Source organism: Kosmotoga arenicorallina S304 (assembly GCF_001636545.1).
Classification (GTDB): domain Bacteria; phylum Thermotogota; class Thermotogae; order Petrotogales; family Kosmotogaceae; genus Kosmotoga_B; species Kosmotoga_B arenicorallina.
Genome location: NZ_JFHK01000019.1, coordinates 1 through 22736, shown reverse-complemented (window position 1 = coordinate 22736; position 22736 = coordinate 1). Strand labels below are relative to the sequence as shown.

The 22736-nt window shown below is 40.7% G+C and carries 19 protein-coding genes; 9 read left to right on the top strand and 10 right to left on the bottom strand.

Features of this window, described 5'->3' with window-relative positions; translation table 11 throughout:
• Positions 1 to 33 precede the first annotated feature (33 nt).
• Both AT15_RS08165 and AT15_RS08160 read left to right on the top strand, forming a co-directional pair.
• Positions 34 to 1848, top strand: coding sequence for a hypothetical protein (locus tag AT15_RS08165; protein WP_068348250.1), 1815 nt, complete (start codon positions 34 to 36; stop codon positions 1846 to 1848).
• A gap of 108 nt (positions 1849 to 1956) precedes the next feature.
• On the top strand, positions 1957 to 2994 hold the full coding sequence (locus tag AT15_RS08160) for an ABC transporter permease (RefSeq protein WP_068348248.1): 1038 nt from the start codon (positions 1957 to 1959) through the stop codon (positions 2992 to 2994).
• On the opposite strand, the gene AT15_RS08155 is transcribed toward AT15_RS08160, so the two are convergent.
• Complete coding sequence (locus AT15_RS08155) at positions 2991 to 4598, bottom strand: hypothetical protein (protein ID WP_068348246.1); 1608 nt, start codon at positions 4596 to 4598, stop codon at positions 2991 to 2993. The two genes, AT15_RS08160 and AT15_RS08155, sit on opposite strands and share 4 nt — an antisense overlap.
• 216 nt (positions 4599 to 4814) lie before the next feature.
• On the opposite strand from AT15_RS08155, the gene AT15_RS08150 reads away from it, so the two are divergent.
• The gene (locus AT15_RS08150; RefSeq protein ID WP_068348244.1) at positions 4815 to 7913 is read left to right on the top strand and encodes an efflux RND transporter permease subunit; all 3099 of its coding nucleotides are present in this window, start codon (positions 4815 to 4817) and stop codon (positions 7911 to 7913) included.
• Here the strand turns inward: AT15_RS08150 and AT15_RS08145 are convergent.
• From AT15_RS08145 to AT15_RS08135, 3 genes are read right to left on the bottom strand one after another with little or no spacing between them, the layout of a single operon-like run.
• A complete protein-coding gene (locus AT15_RS08145) occupies positions 7910 to 8770 on the bottom strand; it encodes an aminotransferase class IV (protein WP_068348242.1) in 861 nt (286 codons plus the stop codon). The two genes, AT15_RS08150 and AT15_RS08145, sit on opposite strands and share 4 nt — an antisense overlap.
• Positions 8767 to 9108, bottom strand: a complete 342-nt coding sequence (locus AT15_RS08140; RefSeq protein ID WP_068348240.1) for a DUF6506 family protein — start codon at positions 9106 to 9108, stop codon at positions 8767 to 8769. The genes AT15_RS08145 and AT15_RS08140 overlap by 4 nt, the downstream gene beginning before the upstream one ends.
• 15 nt (positions 9109 to 9123) lie before the next feature.
• The gene (locus tag AT15_RS08135) at positions 9124 to 10377 is read right to left on the bottom strand and encodes an MFS transporter (RefSeq protein WP_068348238.1); all 1254 of its coding nucleotides are present in this window, start codon (positions 10375 to 10377) and stop codon (positions 9124 to 9126) included.
• A 767-nt stretch (positions 10378 to 11144) separates the two neighbouring features.
• On the opposite strand from AT15_RS08135, the gene AT15_RS08130 reads away from it, so the two are divergent.
• Genes AT15_RS08130 through AT15_RS08120 form a run of 3 tightly spaced genes read left to right on the top strand, consistent with a single transcriptional unit; the run spans position 11145 to position 14663 of the window.
• A complete protein-coding gene (locus tag AT15_RS08130) occupies positions 11145 to 13091 on the top strand; it encodes an HD domain-containing phosphohydrolase (protein WP_068348236.1) in 1947 nt (648 codons plus the stop codon).
• Between the two features lie 7 nt (positions 13092 to 13098).
• Complete coding sequence (locus AT15_RS08125; protein WP_068348234.1) at positions 13099 to 13929, top strand: patatin-like phospholipase family protein; 831 nt, start codon at positions 13099 to 13101, stop codon at positions 13927 to 13929.
• Positions 13926 to 14663: a patatin-like phospholipase domain-containing protein gene (locus tag AT15_RS08120; protein ID WP_068348232.1), complete on the top strand. Its 738-nt coding sequence runs from the start codon at positions 13926 to 13928 to the stop codon at positions 14661 to 14663. The genes AT15_RS08125 and AT15_RS08120 overlap by 4 nt, the downstream gene beginning before the upstream one ends.
• Here the strand turns inward: AT15_RS08120 and AT15_RS08115 are convergent.
• The 5 genes from AT15_RS08115 to AT15_RS08095 are packed head-to-tail and all read right to left on the bottom strand — an operon-like array spanning position 14660 to position 18350.
• On the bottom strand, positions 14660 to 15505 hold the full coding sequence (locus AT15_RS08115; RefSeq protein ID WP_068348230.1) for an SDH family Clp fold serine proteinase: 846 nt from the start codon (positions 15503 to 15505) through the stop codon (positions 14660 to 14662). The two genes, AT15_RS08120 and AT15_RS08115, sit on opposite strands and share 4 nt — an antisense overlap.
• Positions 15506 to 15534: 29 nt before the next feature.
• Positions 15535 to 16350, bottom strand: coding sequence for a metal ABC transporter permease (locus tag AT15_RS08110; protein ID WP_068348228.1), 816 nt, complete (start codon positions 16348 to 16350; stop codon positions 15535 to 15537).
• Positions 16347 to 17090: a metal ABC transporter ATP-binding protein gene (locus tag AT15_RS08105; RefSeq protein ID WP_068348226.1), complete on the bottom strand. Its 744-nt coding sequence runs from the start codon at positions 17088 to 17090 to the stop codon at positions 16347 to 16349. Before AT15_RS08105 ends, AT15_RS08110 begins: the two co-directional genes overlap by 4 nt.
• The gene (locus AT15_RS08100) at positions 17080 to 17943 is read right to left on the bottom strand and encodes a metal ABC transporter substrate-binding protein (protein WP_084251647.1); all 864 of its coding nucleotides are present in this window, start codon (positions 17941 to 17943) and stop codon (positions 17080 to 17082) included. Before AT15_RS08100 ends, AT15_RS08105 begins: the two co-directional genes overlap by 11 nt.
• Positions 17944 to 17969: 26 nt before the next feature.
• Complete coding sequence (locus AT15_RS08095) at positions 17970 to 18350, bottom strand: Fur family transcriptional regulator (protein WP_068348222.1); 381 nt, start codon at positions 18348 to 18350, stop codon at positions 17970 to 17972.
• Between the two features lie 137 nt (positions 18351 to 18487).
• Between AT15_RS08095 and AT15_RS08090 the strand changes: the two genes are divergently transcribed.
• A complete protein-coding gene (locus tag AT15_RS08090) occupies positions 18488 to 19399 on the top strand; it encodes an SMR family transporter (protein WP_068348220.1) in 912 nt (303 codons plus the stop codon).
• 1 nt (position 19400) lies between these two features.
• Positions 19401 to 20618 (top strand): BaiN/RdsA family NAD(P)/FAD-dependent oxidoreductase, encoded by a 1218-nt coding sequence (locus tag AT15_RS08085; RefSeq protein WP_068348218.1) that lies wholly within the window; start codon positions 19401 to 19403, stop codon positions 20616 to 20618.
• Here AT15_RS08085 and AT15_RS08080 read toward each other — a convergent pair.
• Positions 20590 to 21123 (bottom strand): restriction endonuclease, encoded by a 534-nt coding sequence (locus AT15_RS08080; RefSeq protein ID WP_201029953.1) that lies wholly within the window; start codon positions 21121 to 21123, stop codon positions 20590 to 20592. The genes AT15_RS08085 and AT15_RS08080 overlap by 29 nt on opposite strands.
• Positions 21124 to 21229: 106 nt before the next feature.
• On the opposite strand from AT15_RS08080, the gene AT15_RS08075 reads away from it, so the two are divergent.
• On the top strand, positions 21230 to 22561 hold the full coding sequence (locus tag AT15_RS08075) for an HD-GYP domain-containing protein (protein ID WP_068348216.1): 1332 nt from the start codon (positions 21230 to 21232) through the stop codon (positions 22559 to 22561).
• Positions 22562 to 22736 lie beyond the last annotated feature (175 nt).

Sequence of the window (22736 nt, the reverse complement as noted above, 5' to 3'; positions counted from 1 at the left end):
AGAGAATAAACTAATAAAAGAGGAGGTGGAAAGATGAAGCGCTTAATTATTATTTTGTTTTTGATTGTTTCACTGGTCGCTTTCGCAACCGAAGAAGAACTAAAGGCAAAGCTTGAAGAAAATCCCCGCGACTTTGAAGCACTTCAGGAATTGCTTGAGATTTACGAAGAAAACGAGGATTATTCGGGATACATTGACACCATGTTAGAAATAACAGAAAAACTGGAGGATGCGCCTACAGAAATAATGCCATATGTACTTCAAGCGGCAAGATATGCTGCAGACCAGTACTACGATGCAGAATCGGTTTCTCTATATACCTATTTTTTGAATGCGTTACCGAGAATGAGTGTTTTGGAAGAGTTCATGTCAGCATTTGAGTACATGTACGATTACGATGGTACTCCCGAAGAGGTCATCATGAAGAGCATATCGGCTTTTGATGATCAAAAAGCGACCCTTGAAGAAATACGAAATTATGCTGAAGAAGAATACCTCACATATGTGCAAAGCGACATTGAAAAAATTCTCTATGAAAAATTTGGTGAAACTCAGTACATGTTCCATTATCTGGAATCGTTACTGAGAGACCAGAAATACGATGAAGTAGAAAAGGCTCTTATTGAAAACGAAGAGAATCTGAAGGACAATCCCATGTTCTATTACACAAAAGGCGTTCTGGCAGCTGTTAATGAAGATTACGATGAAACATATAAGCAATTCAAAATCGCAAGGGCCATGGAAGATGGGGCAAGGAAGTTAGATGATGCTTTGAATATGCTTGACATTGCATATGTGCCGGATTACCTTATAGAGTTTTTTCAGGCGCTTCTTATAGACCTCGATGAAAAGAACCAGCAGCTAAATCTAATGAATTATGCAGCGAAGAACAGAGGAATAAAATGGATATCAGGGTTCCTGGAAGAACTGCCTGAACCTCCAAAGATATCTGATGCTCTCAAGGCAACAGGGACTCTTTACGCAGTCACAGAATACAATCCAGAATCTGACACAGTTTATTTTACAATTGTTGACAATTCCGGAAAGAAGCTAATCCGGCTGCCCGGTATGAGTTATGGGAGGTTTTTCAAATCCGGCTTGCTTTACGTCGATTTTTCAGGGTATGATCCAAAGGTTGTTTATGAAGGCGAAGAGGAAAAGCATTGGGTTGGCTACAATGCATTGGATGTTTCTCCCAAAGGTGACAAAATCTTAATTTCCGATTATGACAGCATAAAATTCATAACCTCGGATTTTGAAGCTCTCTGGGAATACGATATCCCCCTATATGAGGCCTTTCCAATTTCCTGGTCCGTTGACGAAAAATACTTGATGGTAGAAAACTATGACAATTATCTGCGCTATTTGATTAATACAGGAACCGGGGAAATCATAGAAACCTTTGATAACTCCGATAACTATGATTATCTATTCCTTGGAAAATCCAATGAGGTCTATGGTATAGATTACGATGGAAATATTGAAAAGCTCTCACCGGTTAAACCGCTTTTGACTTCGCGAAAAGCAAAATGGGCAATTATGGTAGATGATGAAAACCTCCTGTACTTTGAATCCCTTTCAGGCTTCCTCGACAACCTGTATTTGGGAAATCTTATGCTTTATAACACAAAAAATCACACAGAGAAGCCAATTGCCTCCAATGTGCTTTTCGTCCCGGCGCTGATCCCTTCGGTTACAATAAAAAGCGGGAAAATAATTTACACAGGCTATGACACTGAACTCGAAAAGGGGTTTATGAAAGTGCACGACCTTGAAACAGGTGAAACTACCATTCTGGAAGAGATACAACATGTTGTTCTGGCTTTCCCTGATATACTGCAAAGGTAATTTCAGAAACTTTTGGATAAAAGGCGCCTTTTTGGCGCCTTTTGTTTTGCAATAGAGTGTTATTTTGCTATACTATATTTACTTTTGTTTGTTGAAGCAGGTGAAGCCATGTTAAATTACGTAGTTAGAAGGCTCCTTCTTCTTCCTCTTGTATTGCTTGGTGTAACCCTAATAGCTTTTTCAATGATCTGGCTGCTTGGACCCGGTGTGCTTGTAAGCGCATATATTCAAAATCCCAGAGCCCTTGACAAAGCTCCAGATACCTATGAAAGGCTTGTGGCAAAATATGGCCTCGATCAACCTCTTGCTATTCGCTACTGGAAATGGCTCCAAAACGTAGTTAAAGGTGATTGGGGTTATTCTCTTGTGGCAAAGGATAAGGTCTCAATTGCCATATCACATAGATTGGCTCCAACCCTTGAACTTACAATAATCTCAGGGATAATAATTGTCTTACTGGGAATGTGGATTGGCACTTTGATGGCTGGAAAATACGGAAGCTGGTTTGATAAAATTATCTCTGTATTTTCAATGATAGGATGGTCGATACCCGAATTCATCACGGGATTATTGGTGTTTTTGGTCTTTTTGAAATTGTTCCACTGGATTCCCGTAGGCCTCGCCTCTGCCGAGACATATGATATTGTTAATTCTCCTCAATGGAATTCTTATACCCATTCGCTCATAATAGATTCTTTTCTCAACGGCAATTTCGTGGTACTGGGCAATGCATTGCTGAATTTGATAGAACCTGTTTTAACACTCGTCATAATGTGGACCTGCTACATCATGAGAATTACGAGAACGAGCATAGTGGAAATTATGCATCTTGATTACATAAGGACAGCACGTGCCAAAGGATTGGAAGAGGAAAAAGTCTTGAAAAAGCACGCAAGGAGGAATGCATTGATTTCCGTTGTAACAATCTCTGGAAATGTTTTTGTTTATCTACTGGCGGGAGCTGTAATCGTAGAATCAATTTTCAATAGACCGGGCCTTGGCAGGTTTATCGCCGCTGCCAGCGCACGAAAGGATTTTATATCTGTTATAGCGACTACTTTCTATATAGGTATCATTGCTGTTTTGATGAACTTACTCGTGGACATAATTTATACTATAATCGATCCCCGCGTCAGACTGAATTAAAAAGTATAAGTTGAACTTGCGAGTGTCCACGATTTACTCCAGAATGTGTAACTTACAGAAGGGATGTTATCGCACAGGTTTTTTAACCAGCCTGCCATGTGCACCCCACCATTCACATTGAATCCCGCCGTAACTTTGTATCCCACCTGATTGCTGCTTCCAGCTGAAGCGAAAGTTTCGCCTTTAATCCACGGCTCGAACTGTACATAGGGTCCCGCTATGTAGTAAACATAAGCTGAGAGTGTCAAAGGCAAAGAACCTTTTGCAGATGCGTTGACTTTTGCATCAGCGGAGAATTGTACCCCTGAATAGCTGTATGATTTTGAAACACTCTTGCTCCACCCATTTTGGTATTTGACAGTAAGGCTTGTATTTGCTGAAAGTGTTGAAGATACGTTAAACCCTATGACGCCGGATATGCTTGCTTCTGCATTTGCATCGAATTTCACTTCCATTACAAGGGTTACCGGAACACAAGATACCCAGAAAGTAATCCATTTCGTTTTAGTGGTGATGTTATAACTCCAGGACTTGCTTATAGAAGCTCCCGAAGAGACCTCTACAAAGGGAGTAAGGCTTGGGTTGATTGACACGGTGGTCTGGAACTTCTTTAGAACATATTTGTACTTCCACCAGCTTACTTTTTTCCAGTAATGTTGCCAGAGAAGTGAGGCACCGAAATTCAAGCTTGCCGTCATGCCCGGTTTGACAGTAAGCGTGTAATAAGTGAATTGGTGAGAAAGGGTTTGGGAGATGTAAAAACTCCACGATCCTGAATAATCGTCTTTGAATTTGTAAGGAGTGGGTTGTGTTAGCTTAGCCGATACCTTGTCGTTAGCAAATATAATGTCAAGAGCAGTATAGTCCATCAATTGTTCAAATAGATCGGCATTATCATCTTTCAAGATTCTTTCGGGAGCACCTCCTCCTGTAATTATCTCTTCCTTTATCTTTATGGCGTTTCCCTGGATATCAAAATCAGCGTAGAACTTTGTTCCTCCTCCAAAATCCAATTCCCAGCCATTTTCTGGATTTGTCTGGAAGGGTGAAAGCACATCCAGTATTTTCGAACCTTCAGGGAGTATAATGGTTGTAGTTTTTGTAGTTTTAATGGAATTCTTTTCAGAGTTGAGAAAAGCTGTTTCAAATATCTTTCCATCGAGGACATTTTCAAAGTATTTCAGCATTACTTTTTCTTCAGCGAAGCGTTTCCTTGAAAACTGCAAAAGCTTCTGGTTATTTTCGGGATGTGTAAGAAGACCTGTTACTTTCATTTTTATTTTGCTGGTGTAATTGCCGTTTCTGTCGATATCCACTTTCAAATCCCTGTCTCCAAATCCCGGTGCAGAGCCATAGAGAAAGTAATAATCCTTTGAGATCTCGTCATAGAAATTTTGAAAGATTTCTTTACTATCGCTCAATGCCTTTGCATGAGCAATGTAAATTTTTGAGAGCTCTGATGATGGCACTTGCTCAACACGAGTTATCACGGCTGACCCATCCGGAAGGATTTCAATGGTGTCCTCAACTGTCCGATAAAATTGTGTTGAAAAGGCTAAGGCAGAGATAATGATAATCGCTACTAACATAAACCTTCTAATCATAAAATGTCACCCCCTGTTATAATCTATATGGGATTATACAAACGTGATTTACTACAAAGAAGAATTTGATATACTGTTCACAAGATTTTAGGGGTTTTTTATCAAGGCGTTGCTATCTGTTTTGCAACATTTGAAAAATGAAGAGAGTCTTAAAAGAAGACCTTCTTTAAATATTTAGCCTATAAAATTGAATAAAATCCCAAGGAGTGGAAAAAGATGTGGAAGAGTATACTTTCCCAATTTTCACGTAGGCCTGTGGCCGTTTTTTTGCTTTTTTCGACCCTTGTTTTTCTCGGTTTTTTCTCGTGGGGAAAGCTCCCGCTTGATCTACTGCCAAATGTAGATATTCCCTATGCAGTGGTGGTAACCCCCTATATAGGAGCGGGTCCTGAAGAAGTAGAACTGAATGTAACCAATCAGGTGGAAAGTGCGATAGGTCTGGTAAGCGGAGTTAAGTCATTTCGCTCCCAATCGGTTGACGGTTTTTCCATTGTCCAGATAGAGTTTGAGAATGGAACGGACATGAACACTGCAGTATCGAGGATAAAACAGTCATTAGAGTCCTTTGCGACGGGTTTACCGGAAGGTGTCGATCCCATTGTAGTTGAGTTCAACCCTTCCATGATACCTGTGTACGTGCTGGGTTTATCTTCTTCTGATGGTGATGTTGCCGGTGCTTCTTCAGATCTTCAAAAAAGCCTTTCGAGAGTGGCTGGGGTTGCCAATGTAGAGAAACTGGGAATTCCTGAAAAAGAAGTGAGAATTACCCTTGATAAAGACAAACTGTCCACTTATGGCATACCATATGATATTCTTCAGACTGTTCTATCCAAAGGTGTTAGATATCCCATGGGCAACCTTGAAAATGGGGACCAAGTCTTCAGGCTTTCCGTTTCCAGCCAGTTTGAATCCCTTGACGAACTCAGAAATACGATAATAGGCATTCGCGGTATGGATAAAATGATGACTTCATCATTAACGGGCCAAAGCCTTAAATTAGAAGGAATACCCATTCCTGTGAGATTGAAGCAAATCGCCGATGTTAAGCTTGTAGATTCAGAAACAAGAGGATTTGTTCAAGTAAATGGCGAAGGTGCTGCAGTACTTGTGGTTCAGAAAAAAGGCGGGACAAATACAGTTAAGGTAGCAAGGAACATTAAACAGGCAATCAATGAATGGCAAAATGCTCATCCTGATGTTCAGCTGATCACACTTAGCGATAGCAGCAAATTCACAGAAAAAGCTGTGAGCGGGCTTTTTAGAAATCTCATTATTGGAGCCTTGGTGGCGACCATCGTTATCTTGATATTCTTGAAAAACCTGACAGCTACATTGGCGGTAGCACTGTCTATGCCCCTTTCGTTACTTATTGCCGTTACGTTGCTTTACTTTTCCGGGCTTGGGCTTGACATGATGACCCTTGGCGGCCTCACAATGGCTGTGGGGATGATCGTGGACAACAGTATAGTGGTTCTTGAAGCGATATATCGTCATCTCGAAGAAAAGAAATCGCCATCTGAAGCCGCCGGTCTGGGAGGAAGTGAGGTCGTAGGCGCGATATTCTCATCTACCCTTACAACCCTTGCGATGTTCGTGCCCCTTGCTTTTATATCAGGCTTTTTCTCACAGTTTTTAAAATATTTTGCCATAGCCCTTGCGCTTTCCCTTGGCGCTTCGCTGCTTGTTGCAGTTGTCCTTGTTCCGGCTTTTTCGGGTTTTATCAAAACTAAAAGGCAAGCCCGTCATTCCCTTGAGAGAATATACAAGAAGTGGTTGACGGTTCTATTGAGAAAAAAAGGCATAGCCATCGCTGTGTTTTTGGGGATATTCATTGTCGGCGCTTTGTTGATGGCAACGCGGAATTTTGAACTAATACCAGCTATGGACAGCGGGATAATAAATATATCCGTAAGGCTACCTGAAAATACCAGCTATAAGACAACAAAAGCAACTGTTGAAAAGATAACAGAAGAGATCCTTTCAAATTCCGACAAATACCAGCTTGAAAGTCTTTATGCCAATGGTGGGATAACTGGTGGGATTTATTCGGTTTTGTTGGGCGGGAGTGAAAACACCGCTTCTGTTCAATTGAATCTAAAAGCAAAAAGGGAAAGAACCGCAACATCTCAGGAAATAGCAGAAGCGATCAGAAAAAAACTTATGCCACTGGCCAATGAACTTGGTGTTGAGATTAAAGTATCAGCCGGTGGATTGGAGATAGAAAATCTCATGGGAAGTGATATTGAAGTCGCCTTTTACAGTGATGACTTTCAGTCCCTTGAAGAGATTGTGAACCAGTTTGCCCAAAAACTGAAAAAAATAAATGGTGTGGTAAATGTCAGCACTAATTTTGAAGAGAAAGAGAGAAACCTCGAACTGAAAATAGACAGGGGAAAAGCAATTATGGCTGGCGTTATACCCATGCAGGTTATAGGGGCCATTCAACCATACACAATGGGGATTGATCTTGGAGATATTTTCATAAAAGGCGAAAGAGTGCCTTTGAAACTCGGTTATGAAACTCCTGAAGATGGTTATCAATGGCTGAAATCGATTCCCGTTAATTCCATGCTTGGAACTTCCAGTTATGTAGGAGTGGTATCTCAGCTTGGCATCAAAGAAACACCAAAAAGCATCGACCATGAAAACGGCCATAGGGTCGGTTATGTAGAAGTAAGTATCTCTGGTCGTGCTCTAAGCCAGGTTATAAAAGATGTGAATGTCTTACTTCAAAGTGACGAAAAGCTGTCGCAATTCACTCCCGAACTTGGGGGACAGGCGTCAAACCTTCAGGATACGTTAAAGCAGTTTGGCTTTGCACTTGTGGTGGGAATTATTCTCATGTATCTCGTGATAGGTGCTCAGTTTGAATCCCTTGTGTATCCCTTTGTCATATTCCTTACTCTTCCCATGGCCATAGTAGGTGTAGCGGTTGTTTCTGTTTTAAGCGGTAAGGCTATAAGCATTGGTAGTCTGATGGGTATACTTACGCTCATTGGCGTAACAGTTAACAACGGCATTGTAATGGTTACATACATTAACCAGCTGAGGGAGAGGGGAATGGAGCTAATGAGAGCAATAGTCGAAGGAGCCGGGAGGCGTTTAAGACCCATTCTTATGACTTCCCTTACGACAGTGGTTGCGCTTTTACCTACCATTTTCTCTCGGGCGGAAGGTGCCGAACTGGAAAGCCCACTTGCTTTGACCATCGCGGCAGGGCTACTTTTTGGAGTGTTTTTCACTCTGTTTCTGATCCCGGTTCTTTACAGCATTTTTGATAAACTTTCTTTCAGGTTTAAAAATAAGGGCAGCTAGTGCTGCCCTTTGTCTTCTTCCATTAGTTTTTGATACAAAAGCATGGCTTTTTTAGTGACCTGGCCAGGAGCTTTGAAGTTTTTGCCATCTATCATTCGCACAGGCATCACCATGGAAACTGTACTCACCAGAAAGACCTCATCTACTTTCTTCAATTCTTCGTGATAGATTCTCCTTTCTATTACTTGTACACCATTCTTTTTGAGGCGCTCTATGACTTTGCTTCTGGTGATACCGGGAAGTAAGTTATCTATTTCGGGAGTAATGACGATATTGCCGCTTACAAAGAAGTAGTTCGAACTCCCTCCTTCAGTAACATACTTGCCCTTTAAATCCTCCCGGTACATCAATGCTTCATACCCACCATGCTGATATGCGTAATTCTTCGCTAATACATTGGGCAAAAGGTTAATTGTCTTATGCTCACATAATCCATGCCTGAGATCTGGAAAGCTGAAAACTATTGCACCACTTTTCCAATTCATTGGATCGATATCACGCAATGGAATAGCAAGCATGAAAAAAGTAGGGGGCGTGTCTTTTGGGGGATATTTGTGCTCGCGGTTTTGATCAACACCGCGAGTCAGTTCTATATACAACTCGCCGTCATTTATGCCGTTAAGGGCGATTAATTCCCGAGCTCTATCTTTTATTTCATCGCGAGAATAAGGAAATGGAATCCCAAAGAACTCAGCGCTGTTCCTCATTCGTGACAGGTGGTCTTCAAAGAAAAAGATGTGGCCATCCTTTACCCTGAGAACTTCAAAAAGGCCATCGCCAAAAGTCAAACCTCTGTCTTCAAGAGGTATCATTTTGTCAGCTTTTTCTACAATAGCACCATTTAAGAATGCTTTCATAAATTGTCCTCTACTCTCTTATCAAACCAGCCTGCTTTTTCCATAGCCTTCCTGGCGGCCAGCGAGCTTTTGCCATCGCCCCTTGCTACATTTACCGAAACATCTTCACCCACAGTTTTAGCAATTTCCGCAACCTGCTCATGAGTGAATCCGGGGCAAAGGATTATCGCATTTCCCCCCCTCATGGCAAAATCTTTGCAAATATCCAGAATTCCGGAAAAATCACTGTGTTTTACGAGTACAACTTCAACTTCAGAAAGTTCCGTTTTTACAAAAGCTCTATCCTTTTTCGGATTCGCGTCTGGAGATCCAGAAAGAAACAAGCTTTTAAAGGGCATGTACATCACTCCTCATCAACCTTCGGTTTCAGTTTTCAACACATTTAATTTGCCTGTTGCGAGAAAGGGAATCGTAACACCTACTGTGAGCGAAAGGGCAACAAGCACCAGATAATGAGCCGGCATTCTATCTACAAGGAACCCGTAGAGAGCAGTTCCGAGCGGAACAATAAGCTGTGACAGTACTGAAAGCACCGAAAAAGCCCGGGAACGCACTTCTGTGGGAATAGTCTGCTGAAAAAAAACGTTGAGAGGCGTGTTTACAAATGCATTCAGCGTACCGGCTACGATAAATGATGCTGACAGAACGCCAAGGTACATCCAACTCGCGCCACCAAGAGTTTTTACCAGCACCGGGAACATGAGCACATTGAATACCAAAAATGCCCCTATTTGACCAAAAAGCCCCACATCGAAGAGTTTTCCCGGGTTTGTCCTGGAGAGGAAGGATGCGATCAATATATTTCCAACTAACCCACCCATGACCCAGGTGGAGTTTAAAATTCCGTACTGTTGGCTGCTAAAGCCCACAACAGTCCTGGCAAAATATGGTATAACTACCATAAAGATAGGTGCTACCAGGAAATTTGTTATCATTGCAAAGGTCATTATCAGGAAAATATCTGATCTGTTCTTCAGAAATGCCAAACCTCCCTTGAAATCTTCAAAAAATTGCCTGGCTGTCATTTTCTTCTTTTCAGTTGTTTGCCTGTATTCAATAAACATCTCGCTGATACCTGAAGCAATGAAAGATGAAGCGTTCAGAATAAAAACAATGCCGATTCCAAGGGGATAGAGAATCCCGCCAAAGGCTGGCCCTATGATGTAACTGAAGCTGTTTATCGAACCGAGAATAGAGTTAGCCCTTGTAAGCTTTTCTTTGGGCACTATGTCAGGCACCATGGCTCCCGTTGCGGGATCGAAAAAGATATCAAGGGTTGAAATTATAAGCTGGGAGATGTAGATAACTGTTAGTGTTAGCATTTCTTTGTAAGCTATAAAAGCGAGGATGAAAATAAGCACTCCCCGGGCAAAATCCAAATAAACCATTATTTTCTTCCTGTTGAACCTATCTCCGACCACACCAGCAAACGGGGCGAAAATCACTCTTGGAAGCATACTCACTAGGAGAAAAGTCCCCATCATCGTGCCTGAACCGGTGATATCAAGGATGTATAGTGACAAAGCTAAATACTGTATTCCACTTCCAATGAGAGAAACAAACCTCCCAAGAGTGTAAAGCCAGAAATTCTTTAAATAACTATTCATTACATCACCTCAATTATTTTAATAGATATCTTAAATAATATCACATTTAATCAAAATATTTCAAGCTGTATTTCGTCATTTTAGAAAGAATCCTTAAAAAATATTATATTTTTTTACTTATAGAAATTTGGCCGTCTAAGCCCACACATTTTAATGAGGAGATACAGACGACAATTTATGTTTGTTTGTAAGTAAGATATTGATGTGTTGAATATGAATACACAAAATAGGAAACAATCAAGACTTCAAACAAAACTCAAAAGATGGAATCAAATTCCTGTCGTGTACAAACTCAAAATCTAAAGTCTTAGCAAGTCTAAGAGAAAACTCTTAGACAGGATATCTGCTGAAACTAAATGGATGTACAACCATGCCGTTGCTCAGTTTAGAAGTTACGCCCGTGGAGTGGGATACTGCCAACCAACTCCTAAAAGATAGATATGTCATACATTAAATTTTCTCACGTAGTAGAAGCAAGAGTCCCTGTATTTAATGCAAGAAGGAGCTCAATAGCGGGTATTTGCACCTTTCTCAACCCAACCACAGATGTAAGGAAGCTTGCCTGCTTTCCTGAATGAACATCAGACTGTTAAGCTAAAGGCAAAGGATATCATGATCAATTTCTTTTTTGGCTAAACGAAGCTCTATGAACGATCCAATGTTTATGAATATCTGTGTGCTATTATATAGTTGTTTGATATTAGAGGTTTATTGGAAGGTGAAAACGTATAAAAATACTCAGATTAAAGCGAATCACTATTTTACTGATGCTTCTAATAAGCATTCCTTTATTTGCTGGCAATACACTTCTTGTTGGTATATATCAAAATGCCCCGTTAAACTATATGGATGGAAACACCCCTAGGGGATTCTTTGTAGATCTTGTCACCGACTGGGCTTTGGCGTCTGGATATGAGCTTAGCTTTGTTTATGGGGAATTTCCTGATTTGCTCAGAAAGATAAAAAACAATGAAATTGATTTGCTTCTAAATGTTGCAAAATCGCCTGAGCGTGAAAAATTTATGGCCTTCAACGATACTTCTCTTTTCACTAATTATGGAGTTGTAATTGTTAAGAGTACTTCTAATATTATTTCAATTCCACAGCTCTCTGGCAAAAAGATAGGCGTGCTCATAAAGGACATCCACGAAACCTTTCTGGATAAGTTCCTTACCATGGAAAATATCACTGTCAAAAAAGTTTATTACCAGTCTTACGAGGAAGTCGTAAATGCTGTGATAATAGGAGATGTTGATGCTGGTTTGGTGAATTATAGCTTGAGCATTTACTACCTGAATAATGGTCTTGGCTTGAAGACGGCTATTGAAAAACTTGGTCCGGCAGACCTCTATATCGGGCTGAGCAAAAAACGTCAGGAGCTCAAAGCTTCTCTGGATAGTTTTTTTCAGGGACAATTAAAAGACAAAGGAAGCACTTATTACTCAGTTCTTGAGAAATGGTTCGGTAAATATCTTATGCCTTCGACTGATGAAGAAAAAACAAAGCGATTGCTGACTGTTAGCATTATAATTATCGGTATCTCTACGCTTGGAACGCTAGTAGCTGTCTTTTCTTATCGGGTTATAAAATCAAGACTCCATCAAAGTGAAATACACGTTGAGGAGCCCAACAAGCTCCTCCTTGATGCAGTTGCAACATTTGCAGATATGAATCCAAATGTATCCGATCGCATATTCTTTGAAAAATTGCTAGATCTCGCACTTGAATTCATTCCTGAGGCTGATAGCGGATGTGTTTCCACTGTTTCTGATGGGGTATGGAAATTCAAGGCTGTGAGAGGATATGACAGTTCGCTGTATGATCTGGAAATTCCTGCAGAATATTTGATCAAGGCAAAAGAAAAAGCAATCATTGTAAAAAATATCTCTGACTACAACGAAGAAGAATTACCGAAAGAATACCAAAAAGCTTTTACAAAGGCCGGAGCTTCGAAAATCAAAGCTACTTTGATGGTTGGTTATTATATCAACGGAGAATATCTTGGAAACATAAGTCTTGATACTAAAAAAGGGATACAGTTTTCAGAGAGTTCTAGGATGAAACTTGAATACCTTGGAAAAATCGCTTCTCAATTTTTCAGAATGAAACAGATTACTGAGCTGGAAAACCAAGCAAAAGAGGAAGTTATTTACGCCCTTGTAAGGGCTCTTGAAACAGGTGATCCCTATACAAGCGGCCATAGTGTTCGTGTGGCTAACTATGCTATTATGCTTGGAAAAAAGTTGAATTTGAATGAGGATGAACTCAATACACTAAAATGGGCTGCGTTGTTGCATGATATCGGGAAGATAGGTGTACCGAGAGAGATTTTGTTAAAAACCGGAAAATTGAATGCTTACGAATTGCAAATAATAAGGGAACATGTAAAAACCGGTGTGGATATGTTAAAGGACTTTCACTCTCTAAAGAAAATGATTCCCATTATCGCCACGCATCATGAGTGCTGGGATGGCAAGGGATACCCTGAAGGTCTCAAAGGCGAGGAAATTCCTTTGCTGTCGCGAATCCTTTCGATTGTCGATGCGTACGATGCAATGAGAAGCAACAGGCCATATAGAGCACCTATGAGCTTCGAAGAAGCTCTCGAAGAAATCATAAAAAACGCTGGAACTCAGTTTGACCCGCAAATAGTAAGGGTGTTTGTTGAATATGTCCATGAAATAGATTTAACCCTTTCTATGGAGGAAGGCTGAAAAAGCTATGAGAAAAGCCCTTGTACTTGGTGGAGGCGGAGCGAAAGGCGCAGCACATGTAGGAGTGATAAGAGCCCTTGAAAAAGCAGGGTTTAGACCCGATTTTATCGTTGGGGTCAGTATAGGGGCTGTTGTTGGCGCTGGCTATGCTCTTTTAGGGGATGCTTCGTTATTATGGCAATACTCTATTAAGGTTTACAAAAAGGCTTTGAAATTCTTCCCTTTTGATTTTTCTGATCTTGATCGTAAGTATTCTCTTTTTTTCGCTAAACTTGGTTGTTGGTATATGTCTTCAAGGATATCCGCATTACCATCGTGGATTTATTTTGGCATCTTCAGGCATTATTTGAAGAGATTCCGCTTTGAAGATTTGAAAATACCCTTTTGCTGTATTGCTTGTGACTTAAATAGCGGAGAGGATGTTTTTCTTTCTTCTGGAAGACTTCTGGAAGCAGTAGAGGCTTCTATGTCTATTCCGGGAATTTTTCCACCTATAAAGCTGCAAGGAAGATTGTTGGTAGATGGGGGAACGTTGAATAACCTGCCTGTTTCCGCTGCCAGAAAACTTGGAGCCGAATATGTTGTGGCAGTGGACCTGATGGAAAAACAGCATAACCCAAGGAAACCTGAAACTTCAAACCAAATTCTTTCGGTTATCAACAAAGCAATAATGGAGAAATTGTCAAACCTGCGTCGAGAAGAAGCAAAAGCCGATCTCCTCATTACTCCACCGGTTTCGCATGTTGGTACTTTGGAGTTTAGAAAATCCTTTGAATTAATGGAAAGCTCTTACACTTATACAAAAGGCTTACTAAAAAAGAGGGAGATAAGAGTATGAATCTTCACGCTGGAGGGTTTGGTCTTTCGGGACTTATGGCAATTCCGCACATACGTGAATATTTACGAAAAGAGAAAACAACGGGAATTATCCTGAACGGCATTGCGGGCTTGTACACTGTTTCTATCAGGGAATTTGACAAAAGAAAAGCCGCGGAAGTCGTCATGGATTTTTTAGAAACATTTGAAAATTCCCTCAAGGTCATGGAAAGAACTTATGCTGGGAATTGTAAAAAAAGCACTACCTATAGAAAAGAAATAGCCTACTGTGCTCATTGGACGACTGCCGGCCATCTGGTTAACTGGGAAAGTTTTCGCTGGTTTGAATCTTTCTCAAACACGGTTTATTCCGGCATCTATATCGAACTCCTAGATTTAGTGGAGAAAAGGCCACTCCTTTTTAGTGGGACTGCAAAGGCCATGGCACAGGCCTCTGTTGCTTTTCCGGGGCTTTTTCCCCCGCTCGGTGGGAGATATGTGAGCACAACGTACTACACACAAATTCCCGTCTCATTTGTTGAAGATGGCGATACGGTAATCCTGAACTTGCTGAAGCCCGATGCTTCTCCACAAAATGCCAACCAGATACTCACCCGGGTGCTTCAACTCAGACAAACCGCTTTGGCCAAAGAATTACTCAGCAAAAAGAAAATAAAAACCCTCCATCCGGAGGGTCAAATAAACTGGGATAAACTCAAAGATGAGAACTTTCTTTCAGAAATATTTTGTTATTAATCTTTTTGATTGTCTGATTTTCTGTAAGGCAATGGAACATATTGTACTGAAGGCCTGCGCTGTTCAGTCTGCTTGTAATGGTTCATTAACGAGTATATTTCCTCTGGCATTTCTGAGTTCACCTTTAGCCCAAGCGCTTGAGCATCTTCGACAGTAATAGGATAATCATGGGTCCATATTCCAGAACAGAGCTTTTCGGAAAGTTCTTCCGCTTTTTCTTCGTCCATCTTCTCAAGGAGAAGATCCTTTACGAACTTTTTCATCTGTTCAATGGCTTTTTTCGAAATGTCTGCCAGTATCATCGTTTCATCATCGACGTTGTTTTTATCCTTGGTTTTCACTACGCTCAAGATTGAGGCGGCTGGATATTGCCCAATTTGTGGGTCTAAAGGTCCAAGAACTGCGTTATCGTCCATTATAATCTCGTCAGCAGAAAGGGCGATCAATGTACCGCCAGACATGGCATAATGGGGGACAAAGACTGTCACTTTGCCTTTGTGTTTCTTTAAAGCTCTTGCGATTTGCTCGGCTGCCAGAACAAGACCTCCGGGTGTATGTATGATGAAATCGATGGGCATATCATCCGGAGTTAATTTAATTGCCCTGAGCACTTCTTCAGAATCTTCAATATCGATAAATTTATTCATTCTCAATCCAAAGAAACTCATCGTTTCCTGCCTGTGGATAAGGGTAATCACCCGGCTTTTCCTTTTGTTTTCAAGTTCCCTTATGGCGGCCAATCTTGTTCCTTTTAAGTTGACAGAGCGGAGGAAAGGTACAAACATGCTGATTATGAATATCATCCAGAAAATCTGGAATATTAGCGTACCTATATCCATCAAAGCACCTCCTTTTTAGTCGGTATAAGCCATCAAGCTTTCTTTCTTTTTGTAAAAGAATATATAACCAGGAATTCCACAAAGAGCACAACGACAATAGCTGATCCCGGTGGAATGCTGAGGTAGTAGGCTAAAATCATACCACAGAAAGAGGCACCTATACTCAAGCTAACAGCGAATGCAACCATGCTCCTGAATGTTTTCGCCATCAATTTAGCTGTGGCCGCAGGAGTTACAAGGAATGCAGTTACAAGAATTATCCCGGCAATTTTTACAGATGCCACGATACTCAAAGAGATACCTATAAGCACCGAATAATGTATGAGTTTAGTATTGACACCAAAATGCTTAGCCATAATTTCATCAAAGGAATAATAAACAATTTCCCGGTGAAAAAGCAAGAAGAATAATATTGCAGCAACGACAAGTATTGACAAAAGCACTACATCAGTCTTTGAAACGAGCAAGATGTTTCCGAAGAGATAGCTCATTACATCGGGTGTGTAGCCTTTGACGAAAGAGAGGAAAATAACTCCCAGTGCCATTGATAACGGAAGCAAGATGCCTATCATGCTGTTTTCCGAAACGCGCCTTTTTTGGCTGAAATAGCTTATGGTTATTGCAAAAGCAACCGCAGAGATAGCAGCTATGAGAGTGCTATTGATTCCAATTAAGAATCCAAGGGCAAGACCTCCAAAGGATGCGTGAGCTGCCCCATCGCCTATGAACTCTATTTTCCTTAAAACTACAACCGTTGAAAACAAAGCTGTTAAAATGCTTACCAGTATGCTGGCCAAAAATGCGTTTTTCAAAAACTCGAAGACAAGCATATCCTGAAAAAAGCTCATAGCTCATGCTCCTTATGCAAATGGTCTTTTCCTCTTATCAATAAGTCAAAGTCAGGAGAAAAAATGACCTGCAAATCTTCCGGCGATACTTCGTGAGTGCTCTTGTGACAATGAAGGGTTTTGTTCAGGCACATTATGCGGTCACAGGAATCAAAAACGAGTCCTATGTCATGGCTCACCATAAGCAAGGTTAGCCCCTTTTCTTTTTTTAAACCACTGAGCAGCTGGTAAAAGGAAGCCTTGCCCATTTCATCGATACCTGCTTCCGGTTCGTCAAGAATCAGAATTTCGGGTTCTGCTGCAAGAGCTCTCGCGAGCATAATCCGCTGATATTCACCGCCAGAGAGGACTCCGATTTTTCTACCATAAAGTTCCTCTGCGCCTACAATTGTCAGTAGGTCCTTCACTTTTTGCCAATCGGCACTATTGAAAAATCTCAGTGGTCCCTTTTTCCGGTAAAGCCCCATAGCCACGGCGTCTTTTACGGATATGGGAAAATCTCTCTCGAATTCTTTTTGCTGGGGAAGATAACCGATTTTTCCTTTAACTTCTACCTTCCCCTGATAGCCTTCCAATTCTCCTATGATGGCTTTAACAAGCGTGGATTTGCCCGCACCATTTGGACCTATGAGCCCAACAAATTCACCACGCTTTATCTCAAAAGAGATGTTCTGTAAAATTTGGTTTCTTCCCACATTATAGTTCAGGTTCTCGATTTTCAAAATAACATCAGTGGACATTTATGACCTCCGTTATCCGATTGATATTCCACTTCAGAAAATCCTCAAAATCTTTTCTCCCTATGCCAAGGGGGTCAAGTTCGGAATTATCAATTCCGGTTTCTTTAATCACTATCTCGATAGATTTGTTGTTTTGCTGGTATTCCCCGAAAGCTGCGATGAATTCCCCACTTTTCGCTGCTTTGATTATATCTTTCAATTCGGAGATAGTCGGTTCGTCACCGTGGCCTTCAAAAAGTGAAACAGTATCAATCCCAAAATCACGGAAGAAATAATAAAAACTCGGGTGCGACATCAAAACTTTTTTACCAGAAAGGGGAAGTAAGTATTCTGATAAATCCCTATGCATGTCCCTCAAATTGTTTATGAGTTTTTGCGCATTTTCGCTGTATAAGCCGGCCTTTGATGGCTCTATCTTGGATAAATCATTGGTTAAACCGGGAATTATATATTCGGTGAGCAAGGAAAATCCCAGCCATATGTGCGGGTTTATATGGTCTTCATTTGATTTAGAATCCGATGACGAACGAAGTACTTCATCAATATAAGTGGAAACAAAAATAACCCTTTTCCCTGAATGTTCAAGCCAATTCAATTTTTCAATCAAAAAGCTTTCCAGATCAAATCCGTTGGCGATTATGAGATCAGCGCTTGAAAGTTTTCGAATGTCTTCCACATTGGGTGAATATACATGCGGATTCTGACCGGGCTCTATCAGTAAGCTGACATTATCAGCTCCGGCAGTGATTTCTTTTAAGAGCAAATAATATGGATTTACAGTGGTGATTATGTTCAAAGGGAATATTGAAGAAGTGATAAATATTATCATGAACACAATGGATATAAATTTCATTAATGGGCACCTCCGTTTCAAAGTCCTTATTTCTTACGGCATTCTGAACAAATGCCCACGAAATAGAATATATGGTCGAGGATTTTATAGTCGTGCTTTTTTTCAAGTTCTTTCTGAATTCTGTCGGCAAAGCATATATCAAAAACTTCCAGCTTTCCGCAAGTCTTGCAATATAAATAATGATTTGAATGTTCTGTCGCCATGAAGAAATATCTCGTATTTCCATCAAATGATATGGACTTAATCATTCCTTTATCTTCCAGATAACAAAGACCGCGATATACACTTGAAAGGTTGGGCTTTTTTTCAAGGTTTTCAAATATCTCATCGGCACATAGAGGAACTTCCGAATTTTCAATCAGCTTCAATATTTCCTTTCTGAGTTTAGTGAGCCCTTTCAAAATCATCACCTCGCAAATGATTTGCGCAAATCATTTGCACCAATTTTACTTCAATTATTCGACTCTGTCAATATAGGTTGGGTCTATAACCTGTGGCGGATTTTGGTGTAAAATTGCTGAGAAACTCATCGTGGAGGAAGTGTATGCTTTATCTCGTATTGGCTACTTTGTGCAGTGTTTCCATTATTCTGTTCCTTCGTTTCAGCGAGGGAATAAACCTGAACAGATATGCAGTTACCAGCGCTAATTATCTAACGGCTTCTGCAATCACGCTTTTTCTGGTTATTAAAAGTGGTGTTTTTTTGAGCCCTGAGGGATTAAAGAGCTTTTTTAGTGAATCAGGAAATGTTTTTATGAATTCCCGAATATTTTCTGAGCTTGCTTCAACATGGTGGGCGCTTTTTCTTGGTGTTGTCGCGGGAAGCTTCTTTTTTCTCGCCTTTATTTATTATCAAAAGAGTTTGAAAGAGAATGGTGTAGCTGTTACAGGAGTAATCGGGAAGCTTAGCGTCGTGGTACTGCCTCCTTTGCTTGCAATGGTTTTGTGGCTTGAAATCCCTGATGTGGTGCGTGTGGTCGGAATGGTATTTGCTGTTATCTCAATAATACTCAGCGGAAGGAGCACAGAAAGGATTCGCTGGAAGCCGGGAATTACCGTTACTCTCTTTTTCATATTTTCCGGTGGCGCGGAATTTTTCAATAAGCTCTTTCAAAAATATGCAGTTCTTTCAGTAAGACCTTTATTCCTTTTCTCGGTCTTTTTTTCGGCTTTTTTGATCAGCATCCCTTTTATCATGAAAAGAGGCAAACCAAAGGGGATAGAAATCGGAATTGGTTTTGCGGTAGGGGTCCCAAATTTGTTCTCTTCTTTTTTTCTTATCTCGGCATTGAATTCCATACCAGCCTCTGTTGCCTTTCCTCTCTATGGTATTGGCAGCCTTGTTCTAATCAGTATCGGTGGAATGCTCTTTTTCAATGAGTTTCTCGATAAAAAAGGCTGGCTTATGATGGTAAGCGCTGTGGTTTCAATAACCCTGCTAAGCGGGGGAATTTAAGATGCAAAGATACGATCTGATTATAATCGGGGCAGGGCCTGCAGGTTTATTTGCAGCTATAAGCGCTGCTTCTTGCAACCTGTCCGTTCTCGTACTTGAAAAGAAAGAAAATCCCGGGAAAAAGCTTCTTATATCAGGTTCTGGAAAATGCAACTTCACCCACACCGGTACACCTGAAGAGCTCATACTCCATTATTATGAAGGAAATAGATTCGTCAAGCCAGCGATTTATGCTTTTGATAACAAAAGCCTTATCGAATATTTCAGGAAAATGGGAATTCCTTCTGTTGTTACAGAAAATGGTAAGGTATTTCCTGCAACATTCAGAGCGTCTGATGTCCTGAATGCCCTTGTGGAAAACACAAAAAGAAGGGGAGCCAAAATCAGAGAAAGATGCCCTGTCATTGGTGTCAAAAAAAGCGCGGAAGGGTTTGTAGTAAAAACCACTACCGGAATCTATGAATCCCGTACACTTCTCATTGCAACCGGTGGGAAGTCCTATCCCTGGACGGGTTCTGAAGGAGATGGCTATCTCATTGCTGAAACACTTGGACATGACATTGTTAATCCCGAACCTGCATTGACCCCTCTTTTCGTTGAAGGTTTTCCTTTGAGAAATCTATCGGGCCTTTCCTTCAAGTCAGCAAGGGTTTCCCTCTTGAGAGACGGGAAGAAAGTCATAGAAAGAACAGAACCTCTTTTAATTACTCATAAAGGTTTTTCAGGCCCTGCAATACTCCACCTTTCAAGAGATGCTCAAAGAGGGGATGAAATACTGGTCAATTTTCTTGACGTTGCTTCAGAAGAACTTGAAAACTGCCTGCTGGATCAAAAGCATAAGCTCGTCAGAAGAAGACTGAGGGAATTTGGTTACCCGTTAAGCCTTATAGATAAAGCAATGCAAATCTGCAAAGTTTTACCAAAAAGAAAATTAAGCGAATTGCCAAAAGCAAAACGAAAATGCCTGATAAAAACACTTACGGCATATAGAGAAAGAATAAACAAGGCAGGCTTTCAACTTGCAATGGTGACAAAAGGTGGAATAAGCCTGAGAGAAGTCAATCCGAAAACCATGGAGTCAAGAAAAATTAGAGGGCTCTACTTTGCAGGCGAGGTTTTGAATATCGATGGGGAAACCGGTGGCTACAACATCCAGTTCGCCTTTTCTTCTGCATATCTTGCGGTAAAAGCTATATGCCATCACCTCTATTCATTATGACCTTTCCCACAATTTTTGGTGTAATGCTCGCTTTGATCATAACCCTTATGAGTTTTTCTCTATCCCATAGGACCACTCCTGTTTTCCTGGCCAGCTCTCTGGCTTCGCGAGTAAATCGGTTGTTAGTTACGACCATTGCTTTGCGGCAATTGTAAACCTTTTTAGAAGCGTATACCTGTTGTACCGCAGCGTTACCGACTGTATGATTGTATCTTTTCGCCTGAACTGCTGTACGGAAAAGCCCTTTCTTTATTATCAAATCAGCTCCCTGATCCTTGCCGCGACCTGTAAGATTTGCTTTGTAACCGAGCTTTCTAAACAGAAAAAGCAGAAATCTCTCGAAATCCTTTCCTTCAAGATTATCAATTAAAGACATGCTTTTTTTCACAAGCCTGATTTTTCTTTTACGATACAGAAGCAAAAGCAGAATTATCCAGACAACTACCAGGGGAGGAAGCACATAAATCAACAGATAATCAGAAATCAAAGAAATGTCGAAATCCACCTAAAACACCTCCTGGAAGCCGTATAGATATTTTATCACATCGTCAGCGGTATGATAGGATATAATATAGATAACTGATTTGGTATAATGATTAAGGCTAACTATCATGATGATTTTAGATTATTTCAAAGAAAAATTTTTGGAAGTCGATCTAAATCCGCTGAAATTGAAATTTCACGACGAAAAGACCGAAAAGGCCTTTCAGGAATACTATGCCCATAATTACGCCCAAACTCTTAAATATTTGTTGATAGCAGCCGTTACCCTGTATCTCGCTTTTTTGTTTGTTGATCTTTATATCGTCCCCATGGTCTTCAAAGAACTTCTTGCCATAAGGATTATCTTTGTGGTCTTTTGTATCTTCTTAGTTTCCCTCAAAAACACAAAACTCTTCTACAAATACACACAGGCAATTGTTTCCGGTATTATCCTTGCCGCATCGGCTGGTCTTATGAGCATTATTGTTATCGCGGATAACATTCAGGAGTTCCGCCTTCTTGGAACATACCAGTATGACGCTTCTATTATCGAAGTGCTGATATTCCTTTTTGCCCTCGCACGTCTTGGTTTCTGGTGGTCGGTTTTTACCGGGTGGGCGATAGTTTTGATGTATAATATCGGCATTTTATTTGCGGGAAGCCTGCCGGGCTATATATTGATAGACCGAAATGTGGTATTTTCAGGGATTATTTTCATAGGCATGATAGCTTCTTATTTGTTTGAATATGAAAGCAGGAAGGCTTTCTACTTCCAGCAAAAGGTAGCCTTTCAAAGGGATAAACTCGATGAACTTAACAAAAATCTGGAAAGAAAAGTGCTTGAACAAACCCGGGAATTGAGGAAATCAAACGAAGAACTGAGAGAATCTTTTAATAGGTTGCTGCTCGTTTTGGCAGAGATCACTAACTTGCGCGATCCCCTGACTACTACTCATCATGAAGAAACAGCTAAAATAGCTGTCTTCCTGGGAGAAAAATTGGGGTTCAAAGGTGAATCACTTGAAAACCTCCGCATAGCTTCGCTGTTGCACGATATCGGAAAAATAGGAGTACCTGCGGCTCTCTTGCTTAAATCAACGCGCCTTTCAGAGATAGAATATGAAATCGTTAAGCAACATGTGGAGATAGGTGTTGAATTGCTCAAGAACAAGGGCTTTTCTGAAAAAGTGCTTACAATAATCCTTCAACATCATGAACGCCTGAATGGTACGGGATATCCAAAAGGCTTGAGAAATGACGAAATCCTTCTGGAATCGAGGATTCTGGCAGTCGCAAATGTTTTCACCGCAATGTGTTCTCACCGGCCTTACAGGCCTGCTCATACACCAGAAGAAGCGCTCCTGGAATTAAAGGAAAATGCGGGTGCATATTACGACCCCGAGGTTGTTTCAGTTTTTGAAGATAATTTCGAAGAGATTGTCCGGTTACTGAATAGCTGAAGCGCTCGTTATAAGAGCACAGCTCAGTATTAACCGCCAAAGAGCTATTGATTTTAATCGTTTGTTCTTAGTATAATGTTTATTGATTTTTACAAAAGAAGGCCTCGACTTCTATAAGTCAAGGATGAATTTTGTAGTACTCATGATATATTGTAAGTGTTAGTACACTGGTAGT